This window comes from Rathayibacter sp. VKM Ac-2760 (genome assembly GCF_009834185.1).
GTDB lineage: Bacteria > Actinomycetota > Actinomycetes > Actinomycetales > Microbacteriaceae > Rathayibacter.
In genome coordinates, this window is the sequence record NZ_CP047173.1 from 800,506 (window position 1) to 822,934 (window position 22,429).

Genomic DNA, 22,429 nt, shown 5'->3' on the forward strand with positions numbered 1-22,429 from the left:
CCCGTCAGGACGCAGATCGGAGGGGGTCGACGGGATGTGAACGGTCACGAGAATCACGAAAACCTAACGGCCCGAAGTTTTTCTGCCCAAAACCTAGGGGTCATCTGTTTTTCGTGTTAGCTTCCTCGGCACCGGTTCATGGGAGAACCGGGAGAACCTGGAGACCGAAGATGTTCCGATGGAAGAGGCTGGCGGCCGCTGCGATCGCCGTCACCACCATGGTCGGCTTGACCAGCTGCGCGGCCGACTCCGGCGGAGGTGCCTCCGGCGGGTCGAGCGAGACGCTCACGCTGGGTGCGATCCAGACCCTGTCGACGTTCGCTGCGGCGGACTCGTACTGGGCCAACGAGTCGCCCTACATGCAGGCCGTCTACGACAGCGTGCTGCGGGCCGAGCCCGACGGCACCATCACCGAGGGCCTCGCCACCGAGTGGACCTACAACGAGGACAGCACGGTCCTCACCCTGAAGATCCGTGACGGCGTGACCTTCTCCGACGGATCGACGCTCGACGCCGACGCCGTCGCGCAGAACCTGATCCGCTTCCGCGACGGCAACTCGCCCGACACGAACAAGATGGCCGACCTCGCCGACGCGGTCGCGACCGACGCCTCGACCGTCACGGTGACCCTCAAGCAGGCCAACCCGACGTTCCTCTTCTACCTGACCCAGAACGCCGGCCTCGTCGAGGCGCCCTCGGCCTTCGAGTCGGCCGACATCCAGACCGTCCCGGTCGGCTCCGGCCCCTACGAGCTCGACGCGGCCAAGACCGTCATCGGCACCTCCTACGCCTTCACCAAGCGCGACGGCTACTGGGACGAGGACTCGGTCCACTACGACAACCTGAACATCAACGTCTACAGCGACTCCACCGCTCTGGTGAACGCGATCAAGGGCGGTCAGGTCAACGCGGCCAACACGGTCGACAACAACGACCTCAAGGAGATCGAGGCGTCGGGCTTCACCGTCAACGCCTTCGAGCTCAACTGGACCGGTCTGCTGCTGCTCGACCGCGACGGCACCATCGCGCCGGCCCTGAAGGACGTCCGCGTCCGCCAGGCCATCAACTACGCGTTCGACAAGGAGTCGCTGCTCACGGCCATCGGCCAGGGCTACGGCACCCCGACCACGCAGATCTTCCCGACCTCCTCCGAGGGCTACGACGAGTCGCTCGACGACGACTACCCCTACGACCCCGAGAAGGCCAAGGAGCTGCTCGCCGAGGCCGGCTACCCCGACGGCTTCGAGCTGAACATGCCCTCGAGCTCGCTCGTCGGCTCCTCGACCTTCACGCTTATCCAGCAGCAGCTCTCCGAGGTCGGCATCACCGTCACCTACACCGACGCCGGCAACAACTTCATCGCCGACGTCCTCGCCCCGAAGTACGCCGCGACCTGGCTCACGCTGCAGCAGGACCCCGACTGGGCCCTGATCAACTTCGAGCTCAGCCCGAACGCGATCTTCAACCCCTTCAAGAACGCCGACCCCGAGCTCGAGACGCTGATCGAGGCCGTCCGCACCGCTGACGAGTCCGGCTACGCCGCCGCCGTCCAGGCCGTCAACGCCTACACCGTCGAGAACGCCTGGTTCGCCCCCTGGTACCGCCAGCAGTCGAGCTTCGTGACCGACGCGAACACCAAGGTCGAGACCCAGACGGGCAACGCCTACCCGTACCTCTGGAACATCACCCCGGCCTGATCCGGAGTGAAGGGGCCGGCCCTCGGGTCGGCCCCTCCCCTTCTCGGCGCCTCGAGCGCCGACTCTTCTCGACCGAAGGACCACTGATGACCAGGTTCATCCTGCGACGCGTCATCTCGGGGATCATCCTCGTGGTGCTGATCTCCGTCGTCGCCTACGCACTCCTCTATCTCGGCGGCGGCGACATCGCCCGCCGCATCCTCGGGCAGAACGCGACGCCGGAGGCGGTGGCCCAGCGGGCCTCGCAGCTCGGCCTCGACCAGCCGATCTGGTCGCAGTACCTCGGCTGGCTCGGCCACGCCGTGACCGGCGACCTCGGCAGCTCCTGGTTCACCGGCCAGGCGGTCACCACCGCCATCTCCACCCGCGTCACCGTCACGCTCTCCCTGGTCATCGGCGCCACGATCATCTCCGCGATCGTCGCGGTCGTGCTCGGCGTCTGGGCCGCGGTCCGCCGCGGCTGGGCCGACAAGCTCGTGCAGCTCGTCTCGATCCTCGGCTTCGCGATCCCCGGCTTCCTCATCGCGCTGGGCCTGGTCACCGTCTTCGCGATCAACCTCCGCTGGTTCAAGCCGACCGGCTACGTGAACCTCACGGACTCGTTCGCGGGCTGGATCGCCACGGTCACCCTCCCGATCATCGCCCTCGCGATCGGCGGCATCGCCGGCGTCGCCCAGCAGGTCCGCGGCTCCGTCATCGACGCGCTCCGCCAGGACTACGTCCGCACGCTCCGCTCGCGCGGCCTCCCCGCCTCCCGCGTCGTCTTCCAGCACGTGCTGCGCAACGCCGGCGGCCCCGCGCTCGCCGTGCTCGCCGTGCAGTTCATCGGCCTCCTCGGCGGCGCCGTCATCGTCGAGCAGATCTTCGCGATCCCCGGCCTCGGCCAGGTCGCGGTCACCGCGACCACCCAGGGCGACATCCCGCTGGTCATGGGCCTCGTGCTCATCACGGCGATCATCGTCGTCATCGTCAACCTGCTCATCGACCTGCTCCAGGGCTGGCTCAACCCGAAGGTGCGACTCTCATGACCGCCACGACTCCGCTGCCCGCCAGCACCCCGTCGGTCGGAGTGGAGGAGCGCGCCGCCCGCACGCACCTCTTCCGCCGGCTCCTGCACAACCCGGTCGGGCTCGTCTCGCTCGTCTTCCTCGCGATCGTCGTCCTCTCCGGGATCTTTGCGCCGCTGCTCGCGCCGGCCGACCCGAACCGCGCCTCGCTCCAGGACGTGCTCGCCGAGCCCGGCGCCGCGCACCTGCTCGGCGCCGACAGCGCGGGGCGCGACGTGCTCTCGCGCCTGCTCTTCGGCACCCAGTTCAGCCTCGCCGGCGCCCTGGTCGCGCTCGCCGTCGCCGTCGTCATCGGCGTGACCAGCGGACTGCTGGCCGGCTACTTCGGCGGCTGGTTCGACTCCGTCTCGGCCTGGATCTCGGGCCTCGTCATGGCGCTGCCCGGCTTCGTCGTCCTGCTGGCGGCCCGCGCCGTCATCGGCCCGTCGATGTGGCTCTCGATGGCGATCTTCGGCGTCCTGCTCTCGCCGGCCTTCCACCGGTTGGTCTACGCCTCCGTCACCGCGGTGCGCGGCGAGCTGTTCGTCGACGCGGCCCGGGTCTCCGGCCTCAGCAACGCCCGCATCATCGCCCGGCACATCCTCACCGTCGTCCGCGCCCCCGTCATCATCCAGGCGGCCCTGATCGCCGGCATCGCCATCGCGATCCAGGCCGGACTCGAGTTCCTCGGCCTCGGCGACCTGTCGATCCCCACCTGGGGCTCGATGCTCAACGACGGCTTCTCGAACGTCTTCAACGCCCCGATCCTGATGCTCTGGCCGAGCCTCACGATCGCGCTCACCTCCATCGCGCTGACCCTGCTGGGCAACGCGATGCGCGACGAGCTCGAGCGCAGCGCCTCCGGAGTCAAGCGCTCCAAGAAGCGCAAGTCGGCCTCGGCGCCGGCGACGGTGCCGACCAGCCTGTCGACGATCGGCATCCAGACCATGCTCGACGAGGACGCCGCGGCGCCGAAGACCGTCGTGCACGAGGAGGCCGCCGGCGCCAAGAGCTCGGAAGAGATCCTCCGCGTCACGAGCCTCTCGGTCGGCTACGGCCAGAACGACGGCTCGGTGAAGACGGTCGTGCACGACGTCTCGCTCGCGGTCCGCCGCGGCGAGATCCACGGCCTGATCGGCGAGTCCGGCTCCGGCAAGACGCAGACCGCCTGGTCGGTGCTGCGCCTGCTGCCCGAGGGCGGCCGGATCACCGGCGGCTCGATCGTCTTCGACGGCAAGGACCTCGCGCACCTGTCGGAGAAGGAGATGACCAAGCTCCGCGGCAAGCGCATCGCGTACATCCCGCAGGAGCCGATGTCGAACCTCGACCCCTCCTTCACCATCGGCACCCAGCTCGTGCAGCCGATGCGGATCTGCCTCGGCCTCTCCAAGGCGGCGGCGAAGGAGCGGGCGCTCGGCCTGCTCGCCCGGGTCGGCATCCCCAACCCGCAGCGCACCTTCGACGCCTACCCGCACGAGGTCTCGGGCGGCATGGCCCAGCGCGTGCTGATCGCCGGCGCCGTCTCCTGCGACCCCGACCTGCTGATCGCCGACGAGCCGACCACCGCGCTCGACGTCACGGTGCAGGCCGAGGTGCTCGACCTGCTCCGCGAGCTGCAGTCGGAGCTGAACATGGGCATGATCCTCGTCACGCACAACTTCGGCGTCGTCGCCGACCTGTGCGACCGCGTCTCGGTCATGCGCGACGGCCGGATCGTCGAGACCGGGCCGGTGCGCTCGATCTTCGCCGACCCCCGTCACCCCTACACCCGCGCCCTGTTCGACGCGATCCTCGAGGAGGGGCCCGCCCGCGGACCGCTCGTCGCCACCACCGCCGTGAAGGAGTCGAGCCGATGAGCGCCGCACCCGCCGCACCGTCCGAGCTGCTGCTGGACGTCAAGGACGTCGTCGTCGAGTACCCGGGCAAGGGCTTCCGCGCGAAGCCGTTCCAGGCGCTGAAGGGCGTCTCGCTCGACATCCGCCCCGGCGAGACGGTCGGCCTGGTCGGCGAGTCCGGCTCGGGCAAGACCACGCTCGGCCGCGCGGTGCTGGGGCTCGCCCCGGTCACCGGCGGCGAGATCCTCTACAACGGGCGCGACATCGCGCACCTCGACCGGCGTCAGCGCCGCGGGCTCTCCTCCGAGATCCAGGTCGTCTTCCAGGACCCGTACACCTCGCTCAACCCGTCGCTGACGATCGAGCAGATCCTGGTGGAGCCGCTGACCGTGCGGAAGGTCGACGCCAAGGTCGCCTCCAAGCGGGTGCGCGAGCTGCTCGACCAGGTGGGGCTGCCGCAGTCCGCGGCGGACCGCCTGCCGCGCGAGTTCTCCGGCGGTCAGCGCCAGCGGATCGCGATCGCCCGGGCGCTCGCCCTCGAGCCGCGGCTGATCGTCTGCGACGAGCCCGTCTCGGCGCTGGACCTCTCCACCCAGGCGCGTGTCCTCGACCTCTTCACCGAGATCCAGGAGCGCACCGGAGTCGCGTACCTCTTCGTCTCGCACGACCTCGCCGTCGTGCGGCACCTCTCGCACCGCGTCGCCGTGATGTACCACGGCGAGATCGTGGAGTGGGGCGACGGCGACCAGGTCACCGCCCGCCCGGAGCACGCCTACACCCAGCGCCTCTTCCTGGCGGCCCCCGTCGCCGACCCCGTCCGCCAGGCCACCCGCCGCGAGGAGCGCCGCGCCTTCGTGGCCGCCCGCTCCTGACGCCCCGACCCTGACGCCCGCCCGCGTCACCCCCCCCTCCGCGAGATGCCACTTATGAGCGCGACACGCCGCGCGATCGCGTCATAAGTGGCATCTCGCGGAGGGGATCAGCACCTTCGAGAGAGAGATCTTCGTGACCGATACGTTCACCGCTTCCGTCGTTCCGGCCGACGGGCCCCTCGCGGACGCCCGCCTCACCGAGCTGGTCGGGCGCCTCGACCTCGAGGAGAAGGTGCAGCTGCTCACCGGCCGCGACTTCTGGACCACCTGGCCGATCGAGAAGATCGGCCTGCGCCGCATGCTCGTCTCCGACGGCCCGTCGGGCGTCCGCGGCGAGGTGTGGGACGAGCGCTCGCCCTCGCTCAACCTGCCCTCCGCCACCGCGCTGTCCTCCTCCTGGGACCGCTCGATCGCCCGCCGCTACGGCGCCGCCGCGGCGGTCGAGGCGCGCCGCAAGGACGTCGACGTCGTCCTCGGCCCGACCATCAACCTGCACCGCTCGCCGCTCGGCGGCCGCCACTTCGAGGGCTTCAGCGAGGACCCGGTGCTCACCGCCGACCTCGCCGCGGCCTACGTGGCCGGCGTGCAGGAGAACGGCGTCGGCGCCACTCCCAAGCACTACATCGCCAACGACTCCGAGACCGACCGCTTCACCGTCGATGTCCGCGTCGGCGACCGCGCCCTCCGCGAGCTCTACCTGCTCGCCTTCGAGCGCGCGATCGTGGAGACCCGCGCCTGGCTCGTGATGAGCTCCTACAACTCGATCAACGGCGTCACCGCCACCGAGAACGACCTGCTGGAGACCCCGCTCAACAGCGAGTGGGGCTTCGACGGTGTCGTCATCAGCGACTGGACCGCGGTCCGCACCGTCGACAGCGCCCGCGCCGCGCAGGACCTGGTCATGCCCGGCCCCGACGGCCCCTGGGGCGCCGCGCTCGTCGCCGCCGTCCGCGCAGGAGAGATCGAGGAGTCCGTCGTCGACCGCAAGGTCCGCCGCATCCTCCGCCTGGCCGCCCGCGTCGGCGCGCTCGAGGGCTTCGAGCCCGCCGTCGCCGAGCCGGTGCTCGTCGAGGACGGCGTCGCCTTCGCCCGCGAGGCGGCGGCGGCCGGCAGCGTGCTGCTGCGCAACACCGGCGAGCTGCCCTGGGACGCCGCGGCGCTCTCCTCCGTCGCCGTCATCGGCCACAACGCCCGCGAGGCGCGCACCCAGGGCGGCGGATCCGCGACGGTCCTGCCCGAGAAGGTCGTCACTCCGCTCGACGGGATCCGCGCGGCGCTCCCCGGCGCCCGCGTCGACTACGCCCTCGGCGCGGTCGTGCAGGACGGCGTCGCCCCGCTCGTCCTCGACACCATCACCAACCCGGTGACCGGCGAGCCCGGGCAGCGCGTCCGCTTCCTCGCCGAGGACGGCGCCGAGCTGTTCGTCGAGGACCGCCGCGCCACCTCGCTGGTCTGGTTCGGCGGCACCGCTCCGATCGCCGCCTCGGCCCGCGTCGAGTTCTCGACCGTCCTCACGCCGGCCGCCGACGCGACCGTGCGCCTGGGCTTCGCGGTCGCCGGCACCGCCCGCGTCTTCGTCGACGGCGAGCTCTTCCTCGAGGAGACCCTCGCCGCCGTCGGCTCCGACCTCGGTGCCGCGCTGCTCGCGCCGCCGTCGGTCTCCGCGCCGCTGAGCGTCACCGCCGGCACGCCCGTCGACATCCGGATCGAGTACGACATCGTGCACGCCGAGGGCGACCTCGAGGGCGCGCTCGGCTTCACCTACGGCCTCGAGCCCGACGCGACCCCCGCGGAGGAGCTGATCGCGGAGGCGGTCGCGCTCGCCCGCGACGCCGACGTGGCCCTCGTGGTCGTCGGCACCAACTCCGCGGTCGAGTCCGAGGGCTACGACCGCAGCTCGCTCGACCTGCCCGGCCGCCAGGACGAGCTCGTGCGCGCCGTGGCCGCCGTCAACCCCCGCACCGTCGTGGTCGTCAACGCCGGCGCGCCGGTGCTGCTGCCGTGGCGCGAGGAGGTCGCGGCCGTGCTGGTCGGCTACTTCGGCGGTCAGGAGATGGGCGACGCGGTCGCCGACGTCCTGCTCGGCCGGGTGGAGCCCGGCGGGCGCCTGCCCACCACCTGGCCGATCGCGATCGAGGACGTGCCCGTCCTCTCGACGCTGCCGACCGACGGCGAGCTGCACTACGACGAGGGCATCCACATCGGCTACCGCGCCTGGCTGCGCAGCGAGGTGGAGCCGGCGTACGTCTTCGGCCACGGCCTCGGCTACACCTCGTTCGAGCTGGTGTCGGTCTCCGCGCCGGAGCCCGCCCGCGGCGGCGAGGACGTGTCGCTGCTCGTCGACGTCGTGAACACCGGCGAGCGCGCCGGCAAGGTCGTGCTGCAGGCCTACGCCGAGCGCCGCGACTCCGCGGTCGAGCGCCCCGTGCGCTGGCTGGTCGGCTTCGAGAGCGCGAGCATCGAGGCCGGAGCGAGCGCGCAGGTCGCCGTGACGGTGCCCACGCGCCTGCTCGCCACCTGGAACGACGGCTGGGACTACGAGGCCGGCACGTTCACGATCCGGGTCGGCACCTCGCTCGAGGACGTCCCGCTGGTCGCCGAGCTGGAGCTGCGCGCGTGAGCGGCCCGGTCCCGAGCGGCATCGTGGGAGCGCCCTTCCCCAACCCGCTGATTCCCGGCTTCAACCCCGACCCGAGCGTGGTCCTGGTCGACGGCGTGTACTACATCGTCACCTCGACGTTCGAGTACCTCCCCGGCATCCCCGTCTACCGCAGCACCGACTTCGAGACCTGGGAGCGCGTCGGCAACGTCGCGACCCGCGCCGAGCAGATCGGTGTGGAGGAGGTGCCCACCGGCCTCGGCGTCTGGGCGCCGACCATCCGGCACCACGACGGGCTCTTCCACGTCATCGTCTCGGTCCCCGCGGGCGTCGGCACCGTCGTCTTCACCGCGGCCGACCCGGCCGGCGAGTGGAGCGACGGCACCGTGCTGAGGGACGCCGACGGCGGACCGCTCCAGGGGATCGACCCGGACCTCGCCTGGGACGAGGACGGCACCGCGTTCGTCACCTACTCCGGCCTGATCCTGAGCGGCGAGGAGGCCGGTGCGCACCTCGGCATCCAGCAGGTGCGGGTCGACCTCGCGAGCGGCCTGATCCACGAGGAGCCGCGCTCGCTCTGGTCCGGCACCGGCGGCGGCTTCCCCGAGGCGCCGCACCTGTACCGGCGTGGCGAGAAGTGGTACCTCCTCATCGCCGAGGGTGGCACGGAGCGCGGCCACGGCGTCTCGATCGCCCGCGGCGACTCCCCGGTCGGCCCGTTCGAGACCGCACCCGGCAACCCGTTCCTCACCGCGCGCGGCACCACCCGCCCGGTGCAGAACACCGGCCACGGCGACCTGGTGGAGGGCCCGGACGGCTCGACCCTTCTGGTCATGCTCGGCGTGCGCCCGCGCGGCGCGACCCGCGCCTTCGCCGCGCTCGGCCGCGAGACCTTCGTCACCCGCGTCACCTGGGTGGACGGCTGGCCGCAGGCCGAGCCCGTCGCCCTCGCACCACGCGGCCCGCTGCGCGACGACGTCGACTTCTCCGGGCCGCTCGACGCGGGCTGGATCGGCGTGCGCCGCCTGCCGAGCGCGCTCGCGAGCGTCGAGGGCGGCCGGCTGACGCTCCCGGGGGAGGGGCGCACCCTGCGCCACCCGCAGCCCACCTTCGTCGGCCGCCGCCAGCTCACCCAGTCGATGCGGGCCTCGGTCGTCGTCGACGTCTCCGGCGGCTCGGGCGGACTCGCCGTCCGCTACGACGAGTCGACGTTCTACGCCGTCGAGGCGGAGTCGACCGGCTCGGGCACGCGGATCACCGCGCGCGCCGTCATCCCCTCGTTCGAGCAGGAGTGGACGGAGGAGCTGCCCGAGGGCCCGGTCACGCTGGTGATCGAGTCCGAGCGCGACGGCGGCGTCGGCTTCGGCCCAGGCCAGATGACGAGCGACTTCGTCGTGCTTCGGGCGGAGGCGGGCGGCGTCTCGCGCACCCTCGCCCGCGTCGACGGCCGCTACCTCTCGGCCGAGACCGCGACGTCGTTCACGGGCCGCGTCCTCGGCCTGTACGCGACCACGGGCACGCCGGTCTTCACCGACTACCGCTTCGCCGGCACCGACGACTGACCAGGGCATGCTGATCGAGTAGCCCGCGCAGCGGGCCACCCTTGCTGATCGAGTAGCCCGCGCAGCGGGCCATCCTTGCTGATCGAGTAGCCCGCGCAGCGGGCGTATCGAGATCCACCGTCACCGGACGTGCTGGCGACAGCGGGTCTCGATACGCCGCTGCGCGGCTACTCGACCAGCAGGGGGCGGCGCTCCCGGGTTGTACCACGTCTGCGTCCAGCCGCAACCACGTGAACTCCCAGGCAGCGCGCCCCTACCGTCGAGGGAGGCGACCGCAGCAGCGGCCTGCCGCACACCGAGTGAGACAGCAAGGAGCACCACCGTGTCGCAGATCATCGAGACCGTCGACGTCAACGTCCCCGTGTCCGTCGCGTACAACCAGTGGACCCAGTTCGAGGAGTTCCCCAAGTTCCTCGACGAGGTGGAGTCCATCCAGCAGGTCACCGACGTCCTCACCGTCTGGAAGGTGAAGGTCGGCCCGGTCGAGCGCGAGTTCGAGGCCAACATCACCGAGCAGCACCCCGACGAGCGCGTCGCGTGGAACAGCACCGGCGGCGAGACCGACCACGCCGGCGTCGTCACCTTCCACAAGCTCTCGGACACCGAGACCCGCGTCACCGTGCAGCTCGACTGGGAGCCGAAGGGCTTCTTCGAGACCGTCGGCTCGCTCGTCGGCGCCGGCAGCCACGCGGTCAAGAAGGACCTGAAGAACTTCAAGGAGTACATCGAGTCCAAGGGCTCGCCGGACGGCGCCTGGCGCGGCGACGTCGAGGCCTGATCCCGATGTCGGACGACAGCACTCCGGACACCGGCACTCCTGAGGAGGGCGGCCTCGGCACCGAGGGCACCATCCCCGACTCCGAGGACGGGATCGCCCTGGGCGTCTCGGGCGACTCGCACTTCAACCCTGAGGAGGACGCCCCGAGCGACTCCGAGGGCGAGGCCGACGAGAAGTAGCACCACGAACGGAAGGGCCGGAGGCGGCGACGCCCCCGGCCCTTCGTCGTCTCAGCGCCAGGCTCGTGCGTACTGCGGCGGCACCAGCCCCAGCGGAGCCGCGAGCTCGCGCGCCATCCGCGACGGCGCGTGCGGGTCGCGCAGCAGCTCGCGCGCCAGCAGCACCACGTCCGCGTCGCCGCCGGCCACCACTCCCTCGGCCTGCTCGGCGGTCGTGATCAGCCCGACCGCGCCGACGGGCGCCCCCGTCGCCCGACCGACCTCGCGCGCGAACGGCACCTGGTAGAGCGGCGCCACCGGAATGTCGGTCCCCTTCACGAGCCCGCCGGTCGAGACGTCGAAGAGGTCGACGCCCTCGTCGCGCGCCCACTCCGCGACTCGGATCGTCTCCTCGAGCGTCCAGCCGCCCTCGGCCCAGTCGGTGGCGGAGAAGCGCACCAGCAGCGGCAGCTCGCCGATCTCGGCGCGCACCGCGCGGACGACCTCGAGCAGGAGCCGCGCGCGGTTCTCCAGCGATCCGCCGTAGGCGTCCTCGCGGTGGTTGGAGAGCGGCGAGAGGAACTGGTGCAGCAGGTAGCCGTGCGCCGCGTGCAGCTCGATCACGTCGAAGCCCGCGTCGACCGCGCGGCGGGCGGAGGCGCGGAACGCCTCGACGAGCCCGGGCAGCTCCTCGGCGTCGAGCGCGCGCGGGACCGCGTAGCCCTCGAAGGCGACGGCGGACGGGGCGACCGTCTCCCAGCCGCCCTCGTCGACGGGCACGGAGCCGCGCCCGCTCCACTCGCGGTAGGTGGACGCCTTGCGGCCGGCGTGCGCGAGCTGGATGCCGGCGAGCGCGCCCTGGCCGTGCACGAAGTCGACGATCGGCGCCCAGGCCGCCTGCTGCGCGTCGTTCCAGAGGCCGGTGTCCCAGGGGCTGATCCGCCCCTCGGGGACGACGCCGGTCGCCTCGACGATCACGACTCCCGAGCCGCCGCGCGCGAGTGAGCCGAGGTGCACGAGGTGCCACGGCGTGGGCACGCCGTCCTGCGCCTCGACCGAGTACTGGCACATCGGCGCGGCCCAGACGCGGTTGCGCGCGGTGCGGGAGCGGAGGGTCAGCGGCTGGAAGAGGGCGGGGAGCGTGTCGGTCATCTCAGGGCCAACCGAGGGGGGCCGCCGGGTATGCCCGTGGCGCGTACCGTGGCGCGTCCTGCGGCGCGGGATCGCTCAGCGCGGCCAGCTCGTCCCCGGCGCGTCCTGCCAGACCGAGCTCGGCGGCGCGAGCGACTCGAGCTCGTCGAACAGCGCGTCGGGGATGTCGAGCGCGTCGTCCGCGACGAAGGCGTCGTAGTGCTCGGCCGTCGTCGCGCCGACGACCGTCGTCGTCACGCGCGGGTCGCGGGTGGAGAACTGCAGGGCCGCGGCCGCGAGCGGCACCCCGGCCCGCTCGCACGCCTCGCCCATCGCGGCGACCGCGTCGACGATCTCCCGCGGCGCGGGCGCGTACGCGTAGGAGCGGACCGGCTCCGGCCAGCGCGCGAGCGCCCCGCCGCCGTAGACCGCCGCGTTGACGACGACGACGCCGCACGCGACCGAGGCGTCGATCAGCTCCTCGGAGGAGCGGTCGACCAGCGTGAACCGGTTGTGCGTGATGACCGCGTCGAAGAGCCCGGTGTCGACGTAGTGCCGCAGCATCGGCGCCGGCCCGCCCGAGATGCCGATCGACAGGGCGACGCCCGCCTCCTTCATCGCGACCAGCGCGCGCACGGGGCCGTCATCGGCGAAGGCCTCGTCGTAGGAGATCCGCTCCGGGTCGTGCAGGTAGAGCAGCGGCAGCACGTCCATGCCGAGGCGCTCGCGGCTCTCGTCGAGGCTGCGGCGCATCCGCTCGGCCGAGAAGCTGCCCGTCTCGGGGTCGCGGTCGAGCTTCGTGACGACCGTGATCCCCTCCGGAGCGCCGCCGCGGGCCCGCAGCGCCTCGCCGATCAGGCGCTCGCTGTGGCCGAGCGCGTACTCGTTCGAGGTGTCGATCACCGAGACGGGGCGGCCGGCGCCGGAGTCGAGCACGCGCTCGAGCGCGGGCACCGTGTCGAGCGCGCCGACGCGGTCGGGGTTCCAGGAGGTGCCGAGGGTGAGCCGGGTCACCGAGGCGCCGGAGGGGCCGAAGGGGCGGGGCGCGGAGGGCTGGGAGGTCATCCCGCCAGCCTGGCAGGGGAGCTGCTCAGTGCACCAGCGTGCTCAGCCAGACCACGACGAATCCGAGCACCGTGGTGAGGAGCGTGCTGAGCACCCGGCGCGGCCAGGTGCTGCCGCGGCGCGCCGACATCAGGTAGCCGAGCGCGGCGAGGATCGCGACGCCGGCCCCCAGCGACAGGTAGTACGCGGTGTACTCGTCGAGCACGCCCAGCGGCGCCAGGGCGAGCAGCAGCGCCGGCACGACCATGGCGGCGATCATGCCGATCGAGTGCCGGGCCGTGTCGCCCACCGCGGCGAGGACCGTCCGCGGGGTCGCGTCCGACTGCGGCAGCCGCGCGATCGTCCCGGCGTAGAGGTGCGCGACCCAGAACACGGTGACCGAGCCGAGGAGGAAGAGCAGGACGTCGAGGTCGGTGTCCTTCTCCCAGCCGACCGCGATCAGCGTGATCGAGAGCACGGTGCCGTAGATCGCGCCCTCGGTGCGCATGACCGCGCCGAGCACGCCGACGGCGACGGTCGCCCCGGTCCGGGTGGTCACGATCCGGCGCGCCGGCGGCGCCTGCTCGAGGGTCGGCGACTCGTCGTGATCCATGGTGCTCGGCCTTCCCGGTGGCGCGGGCGACCGGCGGGCGGACCGGTCTCGCGCTCACCCTACTGGGCCGCTTCGTTTACTGGGCCGCTTCCTTCACTGGGCGCGCGGAGCGGGGCGGGAGTGGCCGTGCGGCCGGGTCTTCAGCGGCACCTCGGGCAGCTCGGCGAGCGAGGGCGCGACGAACCCGGCGACGTCGGAGTAGTGCTCGTACGCGCCCGAGCGCACGAACGACCAGCACTTGAGCGAGGCCGGCCGATCGCGCAGCGGCAGCGGGCTCGCCTCGACCACCAGCGCGGTCGGCGAGCGGTGCACGACGCGGACGGGGACGGAGCGGCGCCGGCCGTCGACGGTGTGGCTCGCGGTCGCCCGCAGCCGGCCGTGCTGCTGATCGACGCCGATCGAGAGGAACGAGCGGAAGTCGTCCGACGCGGCGCCCATGCCGATCTGGAAGCCGCTGCCGGGCTCGTCGAGCAGGAAGACCACGTCGAGCCCCCGCCGGTGCCGGACCGCGAACGTCGCGCGCAGCAGCCCCTGTCCGAACGACGTCGTCCGCGCTCGCGCGTCCTCGACGTGCTGCCGTGCCTCGTGCTCCTGCACCCGGTGCCTCCTCCGACGGCGTTCGGGCGCCGTCGCTCGCGCCACCCTCGCGAGAGGGGCGCACGCCGATCCTGGCACTGTCGCGCTTGCCCTCTCGACAACTGTCGTTCATACTCGTCAAAACGAACTTTCAGTTCACCTGGCGAACCTCTCCGGAGGGCCACGAGAACTCATCCCCCTCAACGACGAGCGGAAGGAACGACCCATGGGGTTAGCCGTCTGGGCCCTCATCGCGTACATCGCGATCATCGTGATCTGGAGCGTCGCCCTCCGACGCGGCATCGGCGAGGCGATGGTGGTCGGCTTCGTGACCGTCTGCGCCTTCGGCGGGGCCGACTTCCTCCGCCTGCTGCTGGTGGGCCTGCAGGCCGCGTTCGATCAGGAGATCGTCTTCGCGGCGCTCGCCTTCACCTTCATCGGCTTCCTGCTCGCCTCGACGGGAGTCATCGACCGCCAGGTCGACCTGCTCAACTCGCTGCTCGGCCGCCTGCGCGGCGGGGCCGGCTACGTCGCCACCGTCGGCTCGGCGCTCTTCGGCGCCGTCGCCCACTCCGGCTCCGCGAACGCCGCGACGATGGGCTCGGTCGCCATCCCGTGGATGAAGCGCTCGAACTGGCCGCCGCACGTCGCCGCGACGCTGATCGCCGGCAATGCGGGCAACGGCACGGTCATCCCGCCGAGCGCCTCGTTCTTCATCCTGATCGGGACCGCCACGGTCGCGCCGTACGTCTCGATCGACCAGCTGCTGCTGGCGATGTTCGCCGCGGCCGCCTGGTGCATCCTCTGGCGCCTGATCGTCGTCTTCTACTTCGTCCGCAAGTACAAGATCGGCCGGGTCGCCGCGGAGGACATCCTCCCGTTCGTGAAGTCCTTCAAGCGGGGCTGGACCTCGCTGCTCGTCTTCCTCGGCATCGTCATCCCCGTCGCGGTGACCCTCGGCCCCACCGGCGAGGCGCTCACCGGCGTGCTCGGCGAGGAGGTGATGGACTCGATCAGCATCATCGTCTGGATCCCGGTGCTGCTCGGCCTGTTCGCCGCCGCGCTCGGCTGGCGCGGTCTGCCGAAGTCGGGCCGCGAGTGGTACGGCTTCGTCGCCAAGACCGCGCCGCGCTACCGCGACATCGGCGCGACCCTCGTCTTCGCCTTCGCCGGCGGAGCCGTGCTCACCGAGCTCGGGCTCGCCGAGCAGCTCTCCAGCGTGCTCAACGGCCTGAACGCCTCGCCGGTGGTGATGTCGATCATCGTCGCGGTGATGGTGGTGCTCGTGGCCGGCCCGCTGAGCTCGACGGCGACCATCGCGACGATCGGCGGCATCGGTTTCAGCGTCCTCGTCGCCTCGGGCGTCGACCCGATCCTCGCCGCCTGCGTCGTGCTCGTGGCCGCCTCGACCGAGGGCGCCTCGCCCCCCGGCGCCGCCGCGATCTACATCGCGACCGGCATCGCGCAGGTCAACCCGGTGAAGACCTTCGTGCCGCTGATCGTGCTCTACGTCCTTCCGATCCTGCTCATCGCGGCCCTGATCGGGCCGGGATGGCTCCCGGTCCCGCACTGATGCCGGCCGCACCTATGCCGACCCCTGACCCGTCGTCCCCCTCGAGGAGCAGCTGATGTCCGAAGAGAAGCCCCCCACCGACAGCCCGCACGGCCCCGGCCGGCAGCGCGCCATCTCCCTGATGACCACGGTCTTCGTGGTCCTGCTCGTCACGATGCTGGTGCTCGGCACCGTCCTCGTCCTGCTCCAGATCATCGGCCTCCTCCTGGTGAACGGCTCGTTCATCAGCGGAGTCTCGGCCGCCCTCAGCCCGTGGACGTTCGGCGTCGCCGGCGTGCTGGGCATCTGGACCCTCCTCCTCTCCTACGCCCACGGCTGGAAGCCCGCCGACTAGGCGCGGCCCGGCAGAAACGAGAACAGCCATGCCAGAGACCTCGAAGACACAGCTCCCGATCGCGCCGAGCCTGCTCGAGCGCTTCGCCGCCCTCCCCGTCGCCAACGTGGGCGACTCGATGGACCGCCTGGGCGTCGTCGACGCCGACATCCACCCCGTCTGGCGGGGCGCCAGGCTCGCCGGCCCCGCGTACACCGTCGAGGTCGCGGGCGGCGACAACGCCGGCATCCACGAGGCGATCCGCCGCCTGCAGCCCGGCGACGTGCTCGTCGTCAACGGCCACGGCGTGCGCGACCGCGCCCTCGTCGGCGAGCTGATCGGCGAGCGGCTGCGCAAGGCCGGCTGCATCGGCATCGTGATCGACGGCGCGCTGCGCGACGTCGACGACCTGGAGGAGATGGGCTTCCCCGCCTTCGCCCGCGCCGTCAGCCCCGCCGGGCCCTACAAGAACGGCCCGTTCCGCCTCGGCGTGCCCGTCGCGATCGGCTCCGTCGTCGTCTCGCCGGGCGATCTCGTGCTCGGCGACTCCGACGGTCTCGCCGTCGTGCCGCGGGCCGAGGCCGAGGCCGTGCTGGAGCGCTCGGAGGCGAAGCACGCGCAGGAGACGGCCACCCGCGCCTCGATCCTGGCCGGCTGATGCGCGGCCTCCTGGACAATGGCGGGTATGGCCACCCCCTCGGACGCGACCCCACCCGACTCGAGCACCGCGACCGTCCGCAGCGTGGACCGGGCGCTCGATCTGCTGGAGCTGCTCGAACGGGCCGACGGGCCGCTCCGCCTGGTCGAGCTCAGCCGGGGGACCGGGCTGCAGAACGCGACGGTCCTGCGGATCGTCGGCTCGCTGCAGCAGCGCGGCCTGATCACCGGGGAGGGCGGGGAGTACCGGCTCGGCCCGGCCGTCCTCGGCATGGCGAACGGCTACCTGGCCTCGGATCCGCTCAGCAGCCGGGCCCGCCCCGTGCTGCAGCAGCTGGCCGACAGCACCCGCCTCACCGCGTCGCTCTACGTGCGGATCGGCCGCTCCCGCATCCTCTCGGTCCGGGTCGACGGTGAGAACCCGCTCCGCTACCAGCTGCCGATCGGCCGCCGCCTCCCGCTGAACGTGGGGGCGGGCAAGAACATCCTCGCCGCGTTCCCCGCGGACGAGCTCGAGCAGGAGCTCGACCGCGTCGGCGACACCACCACCGCCGCGGGGCGGCCGATCACCCGCGACGAGCTGCGCGAGCAGCTCGCGACTGTGCGGCGCAACGGCTTCCACATCTCGGTCGACGAGCGGGAGACGGGAGTCGCCGCGGTGAGCGTCCCCGTGCACGACAGGACCGGCTCGGTCATCGCCGCCCTCTCGGCGTCGGGACCGGTCGAGACCACCACCCCCGCCCGACTCGAGGCGCGGGTGCCCGAACTCCGCCGAGCGGCAGCCGCCGTCGAGCGGTAGACCGCCGGGGCGCAGCTGCGGCCCGGTCGGAGGAGGAGACAGCCATGAGAACAGCCTTCATCGGACTCGGCGAAGCCGGAGCCCTCTACGCCGCAGCCTCGGCCGCGCACGGCGACACCGTCACCGGGTACGACCCCGCGGCTCCCGGCACGCCCGAGGGCGTCGAGCGCTCGGCGAGCCTGGCCGAGGCGGTCGCGGACGCGGACCTGGTCGTGCTGCTGACCGCCGCCTCGCTCAGCGAGCACCTCGCCGGCGAGGCCGCCCCGCACCTCAAGCCCGGCGCCGTCTACGCCGACTTCACCACCGCCTCGCCCGGCACCATGGCGGCGGTCGAGCGGATCATCGACGCCGCGGGGGCCCGCTTCGCCGACGTCGCGATCCTCGGGCCGGTCCCCGCCAAGGGCGCCCGCACCGAGACCATCGTCAGCGGCTCCGCGGCGGCCGACGTCGAGCGGTACCTCACCGCGCTCGGCGCCGACGTCGAGCGGATCGACGGACCGGCCGGCGTCGCGACCTCGCGCAAGCTCCTGCGCAGCGTCCTGATGAAGAGCCTCGCCGCGGTCGTCGTCGAGGCGGTCACCGCCGGTCGCGCCGCCGGCTGCGAGGACTGGGTGCGCGAGCAGATCGCGCAGCAGCTCTCGGGCGACGTCGAGGCGAAGATCGAGCGCTACGAGTCCGGCACGCGCAAGCACGCCGTGCGGCGCGGCCACGAGATGGAGGCGGTGGTCGAGTACCTGACGAGCCTCGACGTGCCCTCGGAGATGTCCGAGGCGTCGACCCGCTCGCTCCGCCGGCTCGCCGAGGAGGAGGCCGCGCGGCGCCCGAACTAGGCTCGCCCCGTGACCGACTTCTCCGCGCGCTCCGCCGCGCTCGACTCCCTTCCGACGCCGTCGCTCGTCCTCGACGAGGCCGTGCTCGACGCGAACCTCGCGGCGGTCGCGGCGTCGGCGCGCGAGCGCCGGCTGGCGCTGCGCCCGCACGCGAAGACGCACAAGTCGATCGAGATCGCGCGGCGGCAGCTCGCGTCCGGCGCGGTCGGCCTCACCGTCGCGACGGTGTCCGAGGCGGAGGTCTTCGCGGCGGGGGGAGTGCGCGACCTCTTCATCGCGTACCCGCTCTGGCTCGACGGCGAGCGGGCGGAGCGGCTGCGCGCGCTGCTCCGGTCCGCGCGGATCCGGGTGGGGATCGACTCCGCGGAGTCGGCCGAGCGGATCGCCGCCGCGCTCCCCGATCGCTCGGCGCTCGACGTCGTGGTCGAGATCAACTCCGGCCACCACCGCAGCGGCGTCCTGCCCGCCGAGGCCGGCGCGGTCGCGGCCGCCGCGCGCGACGCCGGGCTCGACGTCGCCGGAGTCTTCACCTTCCCCGGCCACAGCTACGCGCCCGAGGGTCGCGCCGCGGCGGCCCGCGACGAGGCGGAGGCGCTCGCCGCGGCCGTCGCGACTCTCGCGAGCACGGGCATCGCGGCGCGCGTGGTGAGCGGCGGATCGACGCCCTCGGCCGCCTTCGCCGACGCGGGAGTGCTCACCGAGCTGCGCCCCGGCGTCTCCGCGCTCGGCGACGCGCAGCAGTGGGAGCTCGGCACGACCGGGGTCGACGCGATCGCCGTCACCGTGCTGGCCACGATCGTCTCGCGCCGCGGCGACCACCTCATCGCCGACGCCGGCAGCAAGGTGCTCTCCTCCGACCGCGGCGCCGCGTCGACCGGCTTCGGCCGGCTGCCCGAGCACCCGGAGGCGCGCGTCACCGTCCTCTCGGAGCACCACGCCACGATCACCGGCGTCGACCTGCCGGTCGGCACCCGCGTGCGGATCGCCCCCAACCACGTCTGCGTCGCCGTGAACCTCGCCGACGAGTACCGCGTGCTGCTCGCGGACGGCGGCACCGCCACCTGGCCCGTCGACGCCCGCGGCCGCAACACCTGACGCCGGGTCTCGATACGCCGCTCCGCGGCTACTCGACCAGCATGAGCTCGCCGCTGATCGCTCCCTGCGACCAGCATGAGCTCCCCGCTGATCGCTCCCTGCGACCAGCATGAGTTCGCCGCTGTTCGCTCCCTTGCTGATCGAGTAGCCCGCGCAGCGGGCGTATCGAGATCCACCGTCGTCAGAACGGCGCGGGCACGTCGACGAAGCGGGGCCCCGGTGGCGGGTCCGGCGGCCGTCCGGGCAGCGGTGGCGGTCGGACGCTGATCCGCCGGCCGGTCGGCGTCGTCCACACGATGGTCCCGTCGTCGTCCCTGGTGTACGTCCACCGGTCGCCGTGCCGGAGGTGGTGGTGGCTGGTGCACAGCGAGACGAGGTTCTCGAGCGAGGTCTCGCCGCCGTTGCGCCACTCGATCGTGTGGTCGGCCTCGCGCCGGGCGGCCGTCCCAGTGCAGCCGGCGAAGCGGCAGGTCTGGTCCCGGAGCTGGAGGTGCAGGCGCATCTGCGCGGGCGGGACACGCCGGGTGCGGCCGACGGAGGCGACGGCGCCGGTGTCCGGGTCGGTGAGGACGCGGGTGAAGGAGGCGCCGGTGCGGATCAGCTCGCGAGCGATCTCGGCCGGAACCGGCCCGTAGCCGTCGAGATCCGCCGCGGCTTCGTCCAGTCCGGCGGCGGCGGACGCCGCGAGCGTGAGGCGGACTTCGGCGCGGATGCCGGGGACGAAGGTCGGGTCGGGGCGGTGGTCGTCCGGAGTGGTGCCGAGGATGTCGCCGTCGACGAGCAGGTCGGAGGCGACGTCCGCGCGCAGCTGGCTGAGGGTCCGCTCGTCCCCGCTCTCGCGCAGGACGCGGGCCGTCCGGTCGACGCGGTCGTAGGCGCCCAGCACGATCGGCGCGGGAGCATGGAGGCGGAGCGTCGCCATCCCGTCGATGTCCGGGGTGACCCGGACCGCACGGTCCTCGCGGGCGCGGGCGTGCCGCTCGGCGAGGGGCTGCTCGTGCAGCTCCTCGCGCCAGCGACGCAGGGCTCGGCGCAGCTGCGTGAGCGTCGTCGACGGCGCCGCGTCGGCCGCGCACTCATCGAGAGCGGCGCGGGAGGCTTCGGGGAGGCTGCCCGCGGTCGCGCAGATCGCCTCGGCGGCCTCCCAGTGGATCCGCGCGTCACGGAGCAGCGTGCGGGTGAGCGGGAGGTGCTCGACGAGCAGTTGCGCGGTCTCGAGGCGCCGGGCGATCAGCTGCTCCGGCAGTCCCTCCGCGACGGCGAGCTCGGCGCGGATCGAGCGCTCGACGAGGTCGCGGGTCTCGCTGCGGGACGAGCCGCGGGCGTACGCGTCCGGGTCGGCGAGGGCTTCGCGGTAGCCGGCGTAGAGCTCGTGCGCCTCGGCGAGGCGCAGCGGTGCGACAGCGCGGGCGAAGGCCGCGGCGCGGTCGCCGTGCCCGCGCACGCCGGCGGGTGCCGTGTCGTCCGATCCGTTCTGCGTCATACGAGTATTGAACCAGGGACCACCGACATCGGGGCCGGGTCGGGGGCCGATCGGGGACAGCGCGGTCGGATCGAGGGGTGGGGAGGAGGCTCGCTCAGCAGGGAGCGCCCTGCGCACCGTCAGCGCCGCGGCAGCCGCAGTCCCACGACCGCCGTCAGCCCCAGCAGCACGAACGCCGACGCGAACGCCGCCGTCGGCGACGCCGCATCGGCCAGCGCCCCGGCCAGCAGGGGTCCGATCACCCCGCCGAGGTCCGACGCCGCCTGGAACAGCGACACCGGCCGCCCGCCGCGCTCGCCCGCCGCGTCGCCGACGAGCGCGCCGGGCGCCGTCCCCATGAAGGCGGCCGCCGCTCCGTACACGCAGAGCAGCGCGATCAGCAGCCACAGCTCCGACACCAGCGGCATCGCCAGCATCGCCGCCGCCGCGACCGCGAACCCGCCGATCAGCGCGGGCCGGCGCCCGACCGTGTCGACGAACCGCCCGGCCGGCGCCAGCGCGACGGTCTGCACGACGGCCGCGATCGCGAAGGCGATCCCCGTCCAGGCCGGCTCGTCGCCGAGCCCCTCCACCACGAGCACCGGCACGAGCGTCGCCCGCACCCCCATCGCCGACCAGCCGAGCGCGAAGTTCGCGAGCACCGCGCTCTGGTAGCGCCGGTCGCGCGCCACCTCCCGCATCGGCTTCGCCACCGCGGTCGCCGCCTTCGCGTCCGCGTCCCGGTCCGGCCGCTGCAGCAGCACCAGCCCCACGATCCCGGCGACCGCGAGCGTCCCCGCGTAGAAGAAGAACGGAGCGGTCAGCGAGATCGCCGTCAGCACGCCGCCGACGGCCGGCCCCGCCATCCCGCCGAGCAGGAACCCGCCCTGGTAGAAGCCGATCGACCGGCCCCGCCGCTCCGGATCCGCCGTCCGGAGCAGCAGCGTCATCGCGGCGACCGAGAACATCGCGGAGCCGATCCCGCCCGCCCCGCGCAGCAGCAGCAGGTGCGCGTAGTCGCCGGCGAGCCCGACCAGCGCGCTCGACAGCGCCACGATCCCGATGCCCGTCGCGAGCACCACGCGCTCGCCCAGCCGGTCGACGAGCGGCCCGACGAATGGATTCGCGACCAGCCGCATCAGTGCGAACGCCGACACCACCGCTCCGACCTCGACGTAGCCGACCCCGAAGCTCCGCACGTACACCGGCAGCACCGGCACCACGACCCCGAACCCCAGCATCACGAAGAACGCCACGATCCCGAGGACCTTCACGTCCCGGGGGAGCCGCGCCCCGGGTTCACGGTTCTTCCACGGAGCACGCACCCACCGACGCTACCCCGCGCATCCGACGCCACGGTCCTGCACGGTCCTCGATCGACGGGCATCCTCGACGACATGAAGCGACGTCACCGGGCCTGGGCGGTTCTGCTCGCGGCTCCGGTGCTGCTCGCCGGGGGCTGCGCAGCCCCCGGGCAGAGGCAGGACCCGACCCTCTGTCCGCCCCTGGCCGAGTCGTGGAACGCCTTCGTGGCGGACCCGGTCCCGGAGAAGCGCGCGGAGTTCGAGAGCGCTCTGGACGCGTTCGCGCACGACTCCTCCACGTCGACGGCGAGCCATGCGGCGCGGCTCGCGAAGAGCGCGCTCCTCGAGGCCGCGGCGCGGACGCCGGCGCGCAGCCCCTCCTTCTGGAACGCGCTCGACATCCTCGCCGAGGAGTGCGCCGCGGCCGGCGCGGAGCTCTCGTTCGACGGGCGAGGCGAGCCCCTGCCGGCCGTCGGCGGCTGACC

Annotated in this window: 21 protein-coding genes; 15 read left to right on the top strand and 6 right to left on the bottom strand. The window is 72.9% G+C overall.

The genetic code is table 11. The features are described 5' to 3' along the window. The first annotated feature begins 170 nt into the window (after positions 1-170). The 8 genes from GSU72_RS03605 to GSU72_RS21185 all read left to right on the top strand — a co-directional run bounded on the left by GSU72_RS03605 (position 171) and on the right by GSU72_RS21185 (position 10,568). Complete coding sequence (locus GSU72_RS03605) at positions 171-1,697, top strand: ABC transporter substrate-binding protein (RefSeq protein WP_159983795.1); 1,527 nt, start codon at positions 171-173, stop codon at positions 1,695-1,697. Between the two features lie 86 nt (positions 1,698-1,783). Then, a complete protein-coding gene (locus tag GSU72_RS03610; RefSeq protein WP_159983797.1) occupies positions 1,784-2,725 on the top strand; it encodes an ABC transporter permease in 942 nt (313 codons plus the stop codon). Continuing rightward, complete coding sequence (locus tag GSU72_RS03615; RefSeq protein WP_159983799.1) at positions 2,722-4,599, top strand: dipeptide/oligopeptide/nickel ABC transporter permease/ATP-binding protein; 1,878 nt, start codon at positions 2,722-2,724, stop codon at positions 4,597-4,599. Before GSU72_RS03610 ends, GSU72_RS03615 begins: the two co-directional genes overlap by 4 nt. Further along, complete coding sequence (locus GSU72_RS03620; protein ID WP_159983801.1) at positions 4,596-5,450, top strand: dipeptide/oligopeptide/nickel ABC transporter ATP-binding protein; 855 nt, start codon at positions 4,596-4,598, stop codon at positions 5,448-5,450. The genes GSU72_RS03615 and GSU72_RS03620 overlap by 4 nt, the downstream gene beginning before the upstream one ends. 133 nt (positions 5,451-5,583) lie before the next feature. After that, a complete protein-coding gene (locus GSU72_RS03625; RefSeq protein WP_159983803.1) occupies positions 5,584-8,070 on the top strand; it encodes a glycoside hydrolase family 3 C-terminal domain-containing protein in 2,487 nt (828 codons plus the stop codon). After that, entirely contained in the window at positions 8,067-9,611 is a 1,545-nt protein-coding gene (locus GSU72_RS03630) for a glycoside hydrolase family 43 protein (RefSeq protein WP_244255955.1), read from the top strand. The genes GSU72_RS03625 and GSU72_RS03630 overlap by 4 nt, the downstream gene beginning before the upstream one ends. A gap of 322 nt (positions 9,612-9,933) precedes the next feature. Continuing rightward, positions 9,934-10,389 (top strand): SRPBCC family protein, encoded by a 456-nt coding sequence (locus GSU72_RS03635; protein WP_159983805.1) that lies wholly within the window; start codon positions 9,934-9,936, stop codon positions 10,387-10,389. 5 nt (positions 10,390-10,394) lie between these two features. Beyond that, on the top strand, positions 10,395-10,568 hold the full coding sequence (locus GSU72_RS21185; protein ID WP_167306092.1) for a hypothetical protein: 174 nt from the start codon (positions 10,395-10,397) through the stop codon (positions 10,566-10,568). Positions 10,569-10,619: 51 nt separating this feature from the next. On the opposite strand, the gene GSU72_RS03640 is transcribed toward GSU72_RS21185, so the two are convergent. From GSU72_RS03640 to GSU72_RS03655, 4 genes are all read right to left on the bottom strand, one after another. Beyond that, positions 10,620-11,699: an NADH:flavin oxidoreductase/NADH oxidase gene (locus tag GSU72_RS03640; protein ID WP_159983807.1), complete on the bottom strand. Its 1,080-nt coding sequence runs from the start codon at positions 11,697-11,699 to the stop codon at positions 10,620-10,622. Positions 11,700-11,774: 75 nt separating this feature from the next. After that, positions 11,775-12,743: an aldo/keto reductase gene (locus tag GSU72_RS03645; RefSeq protein WP_159983809.1), complete on the bottom strand. Its 969-nt coding sequence runs from the start codon at positions 12,741-12,743 to the stop codon at positions 11,775-11,777. A gap of 25 nt (positions 12,744-12,768) precedes the next feature. Next, positions 12,769-13,335: a hypothetical protein gene (locus tag GSU72_RS03650; RefSeq protein ID WP_159983811.1), complete on the bottom strand. Its 567-nt coding sequence runs from the start codon at positions 13,333-13,335 to the stop codon at positions 12,769-12,771. A 93-nt stretch (positions 13,336-13,428) separates the two neighbouring features. Next, positions 13,429-13,932, bottom strand: a complete 504-nt coding sequence (locus GSU72_RS03655) for a hypothetical protein (protein WP_159983813.1) — start codon at positions 13,930-13,932, stop codon at positions 13,429-13,431. A gap of 205 nt (positions 13,933-14,137) precedes the next feature. Between GSU72_RS03655 and GSU72_RS03660 the strand changes: the two genes are divergently transcribed. The 6 genes from GSU72_RS03660 to GSU72_RS03685 are packed head-to-tail and all read left to right on the top strand — an operon-like array spanning position 14,138 to position 19,178. Further along, positions 14,138-15,484, top strand: coding sequence for a TRAP transporter large permease subunit (locus GSU72_RS03660; RefSeq protein WP_159983815.1), 1,347 nt, complete (start codon positions 14,138-14,140; stop codon positions 15,482-15,484). A 55-nt stretch (positions 15,485-15,539) separates the two neighbouring features. Next, positions 15,540-15,818: a hypothetical protein gene (locus GSU72_RS03665; protein ID WP_159983817.1), complete on the top strand. Its 279-nt coding sequence runs from the start codon at positions 15,540-15,542 to the stop codon at positions 15,816-15,818. A 28-nt stretch (positions 15,819-15,846) separates the two neighbouring features. After that, a complete protein-coding gene (locus GSU72_RS03670; protein ID WP_159983819.1) occupies positions 15,847-16,455 on the top strand; it encodes a methyltransferase in 609 nt (202 codons plus the stop codon). 27 nt (positions 16,456-16,482) lie between these two features. Further along, entirely contained in the window at positions 16,483-17,253 is a 771-nt protein-coding gene (locus tag GSU72_RS03675) for an IclR family transcriptional regulator (protein ID WP_208545141.1), read from the top strand. 44 nt (positions 17,254-17,297) lie between these two features. Beyond that, positions 17,298-18,083, top strand: a complete 786-nt coding sequence (locus GSU72_RS03680; RefSeq protein ID WP_159983821.1) for a DUF1932 domain-containing protein — start codon at positions 17,298-17,300, stop codon at positions 18,081-18,083. Positions 18,084-18,092: 9 nt separating this feature from the next. Beyond that, positions 18,093-19,178 (top strand): alanine racemase, encoded by a 1,086-nt coding sequence (locus GSU72_RS03685; protein WP_159983823.1) that lies wholly within the window; start codon positions 18,093-18,095, stop codon positions 19,176-19,178. Positions 19,179-19,359: 181 nt separating this feature from the next. Here the strand turns inward: GSU72_RS03685 and GSU72_RS03690 are convergent, their stop codons facing one another. Together GSU72_RS03690 and GSU72_RS03695 are read right to left on the bottom strand one after the other, a co-directional pair. After that, positions 19,360-20,661, bottom strand: a complete 1,302-nt coding sequence (locus GSU72_RS03690) for an HNH endonuclease signature motif containing protein (protein WP_159983825.1) — start codon at positions 20,659-20,661, stop codon at positions 19,360-19,362. Between the two features lie 119 nt (positions 20,662-20,780). Then, positions 20,781-21,965 (bottom strand): MFS transporter, encoded by a 1,185-nt coding sequence (locus GSU72_RS03695; RefSeq protein WP_244255956.1) that lies wholly within the window; start codon positions 21,963-21,965, stop codon positions 20,781-20,783. 72 nt (positions 21,966-22,037) lie between these two features. On the opposite strand from GSU72_RS03695, the gene GSU72_RS03700 reads away from it, so the two are divergent. Continuing rightward, entirely contained in the window at positions 22,038-22,427 is a 390-nt protein-coding gene (locus tag GSU72_RS03700) for a hypothetical protein (protein WP_159983827.1), read from the top strand. The last annotated feature ends 2 nt before the right edge of the window (positions 22,428-22,429 follow it).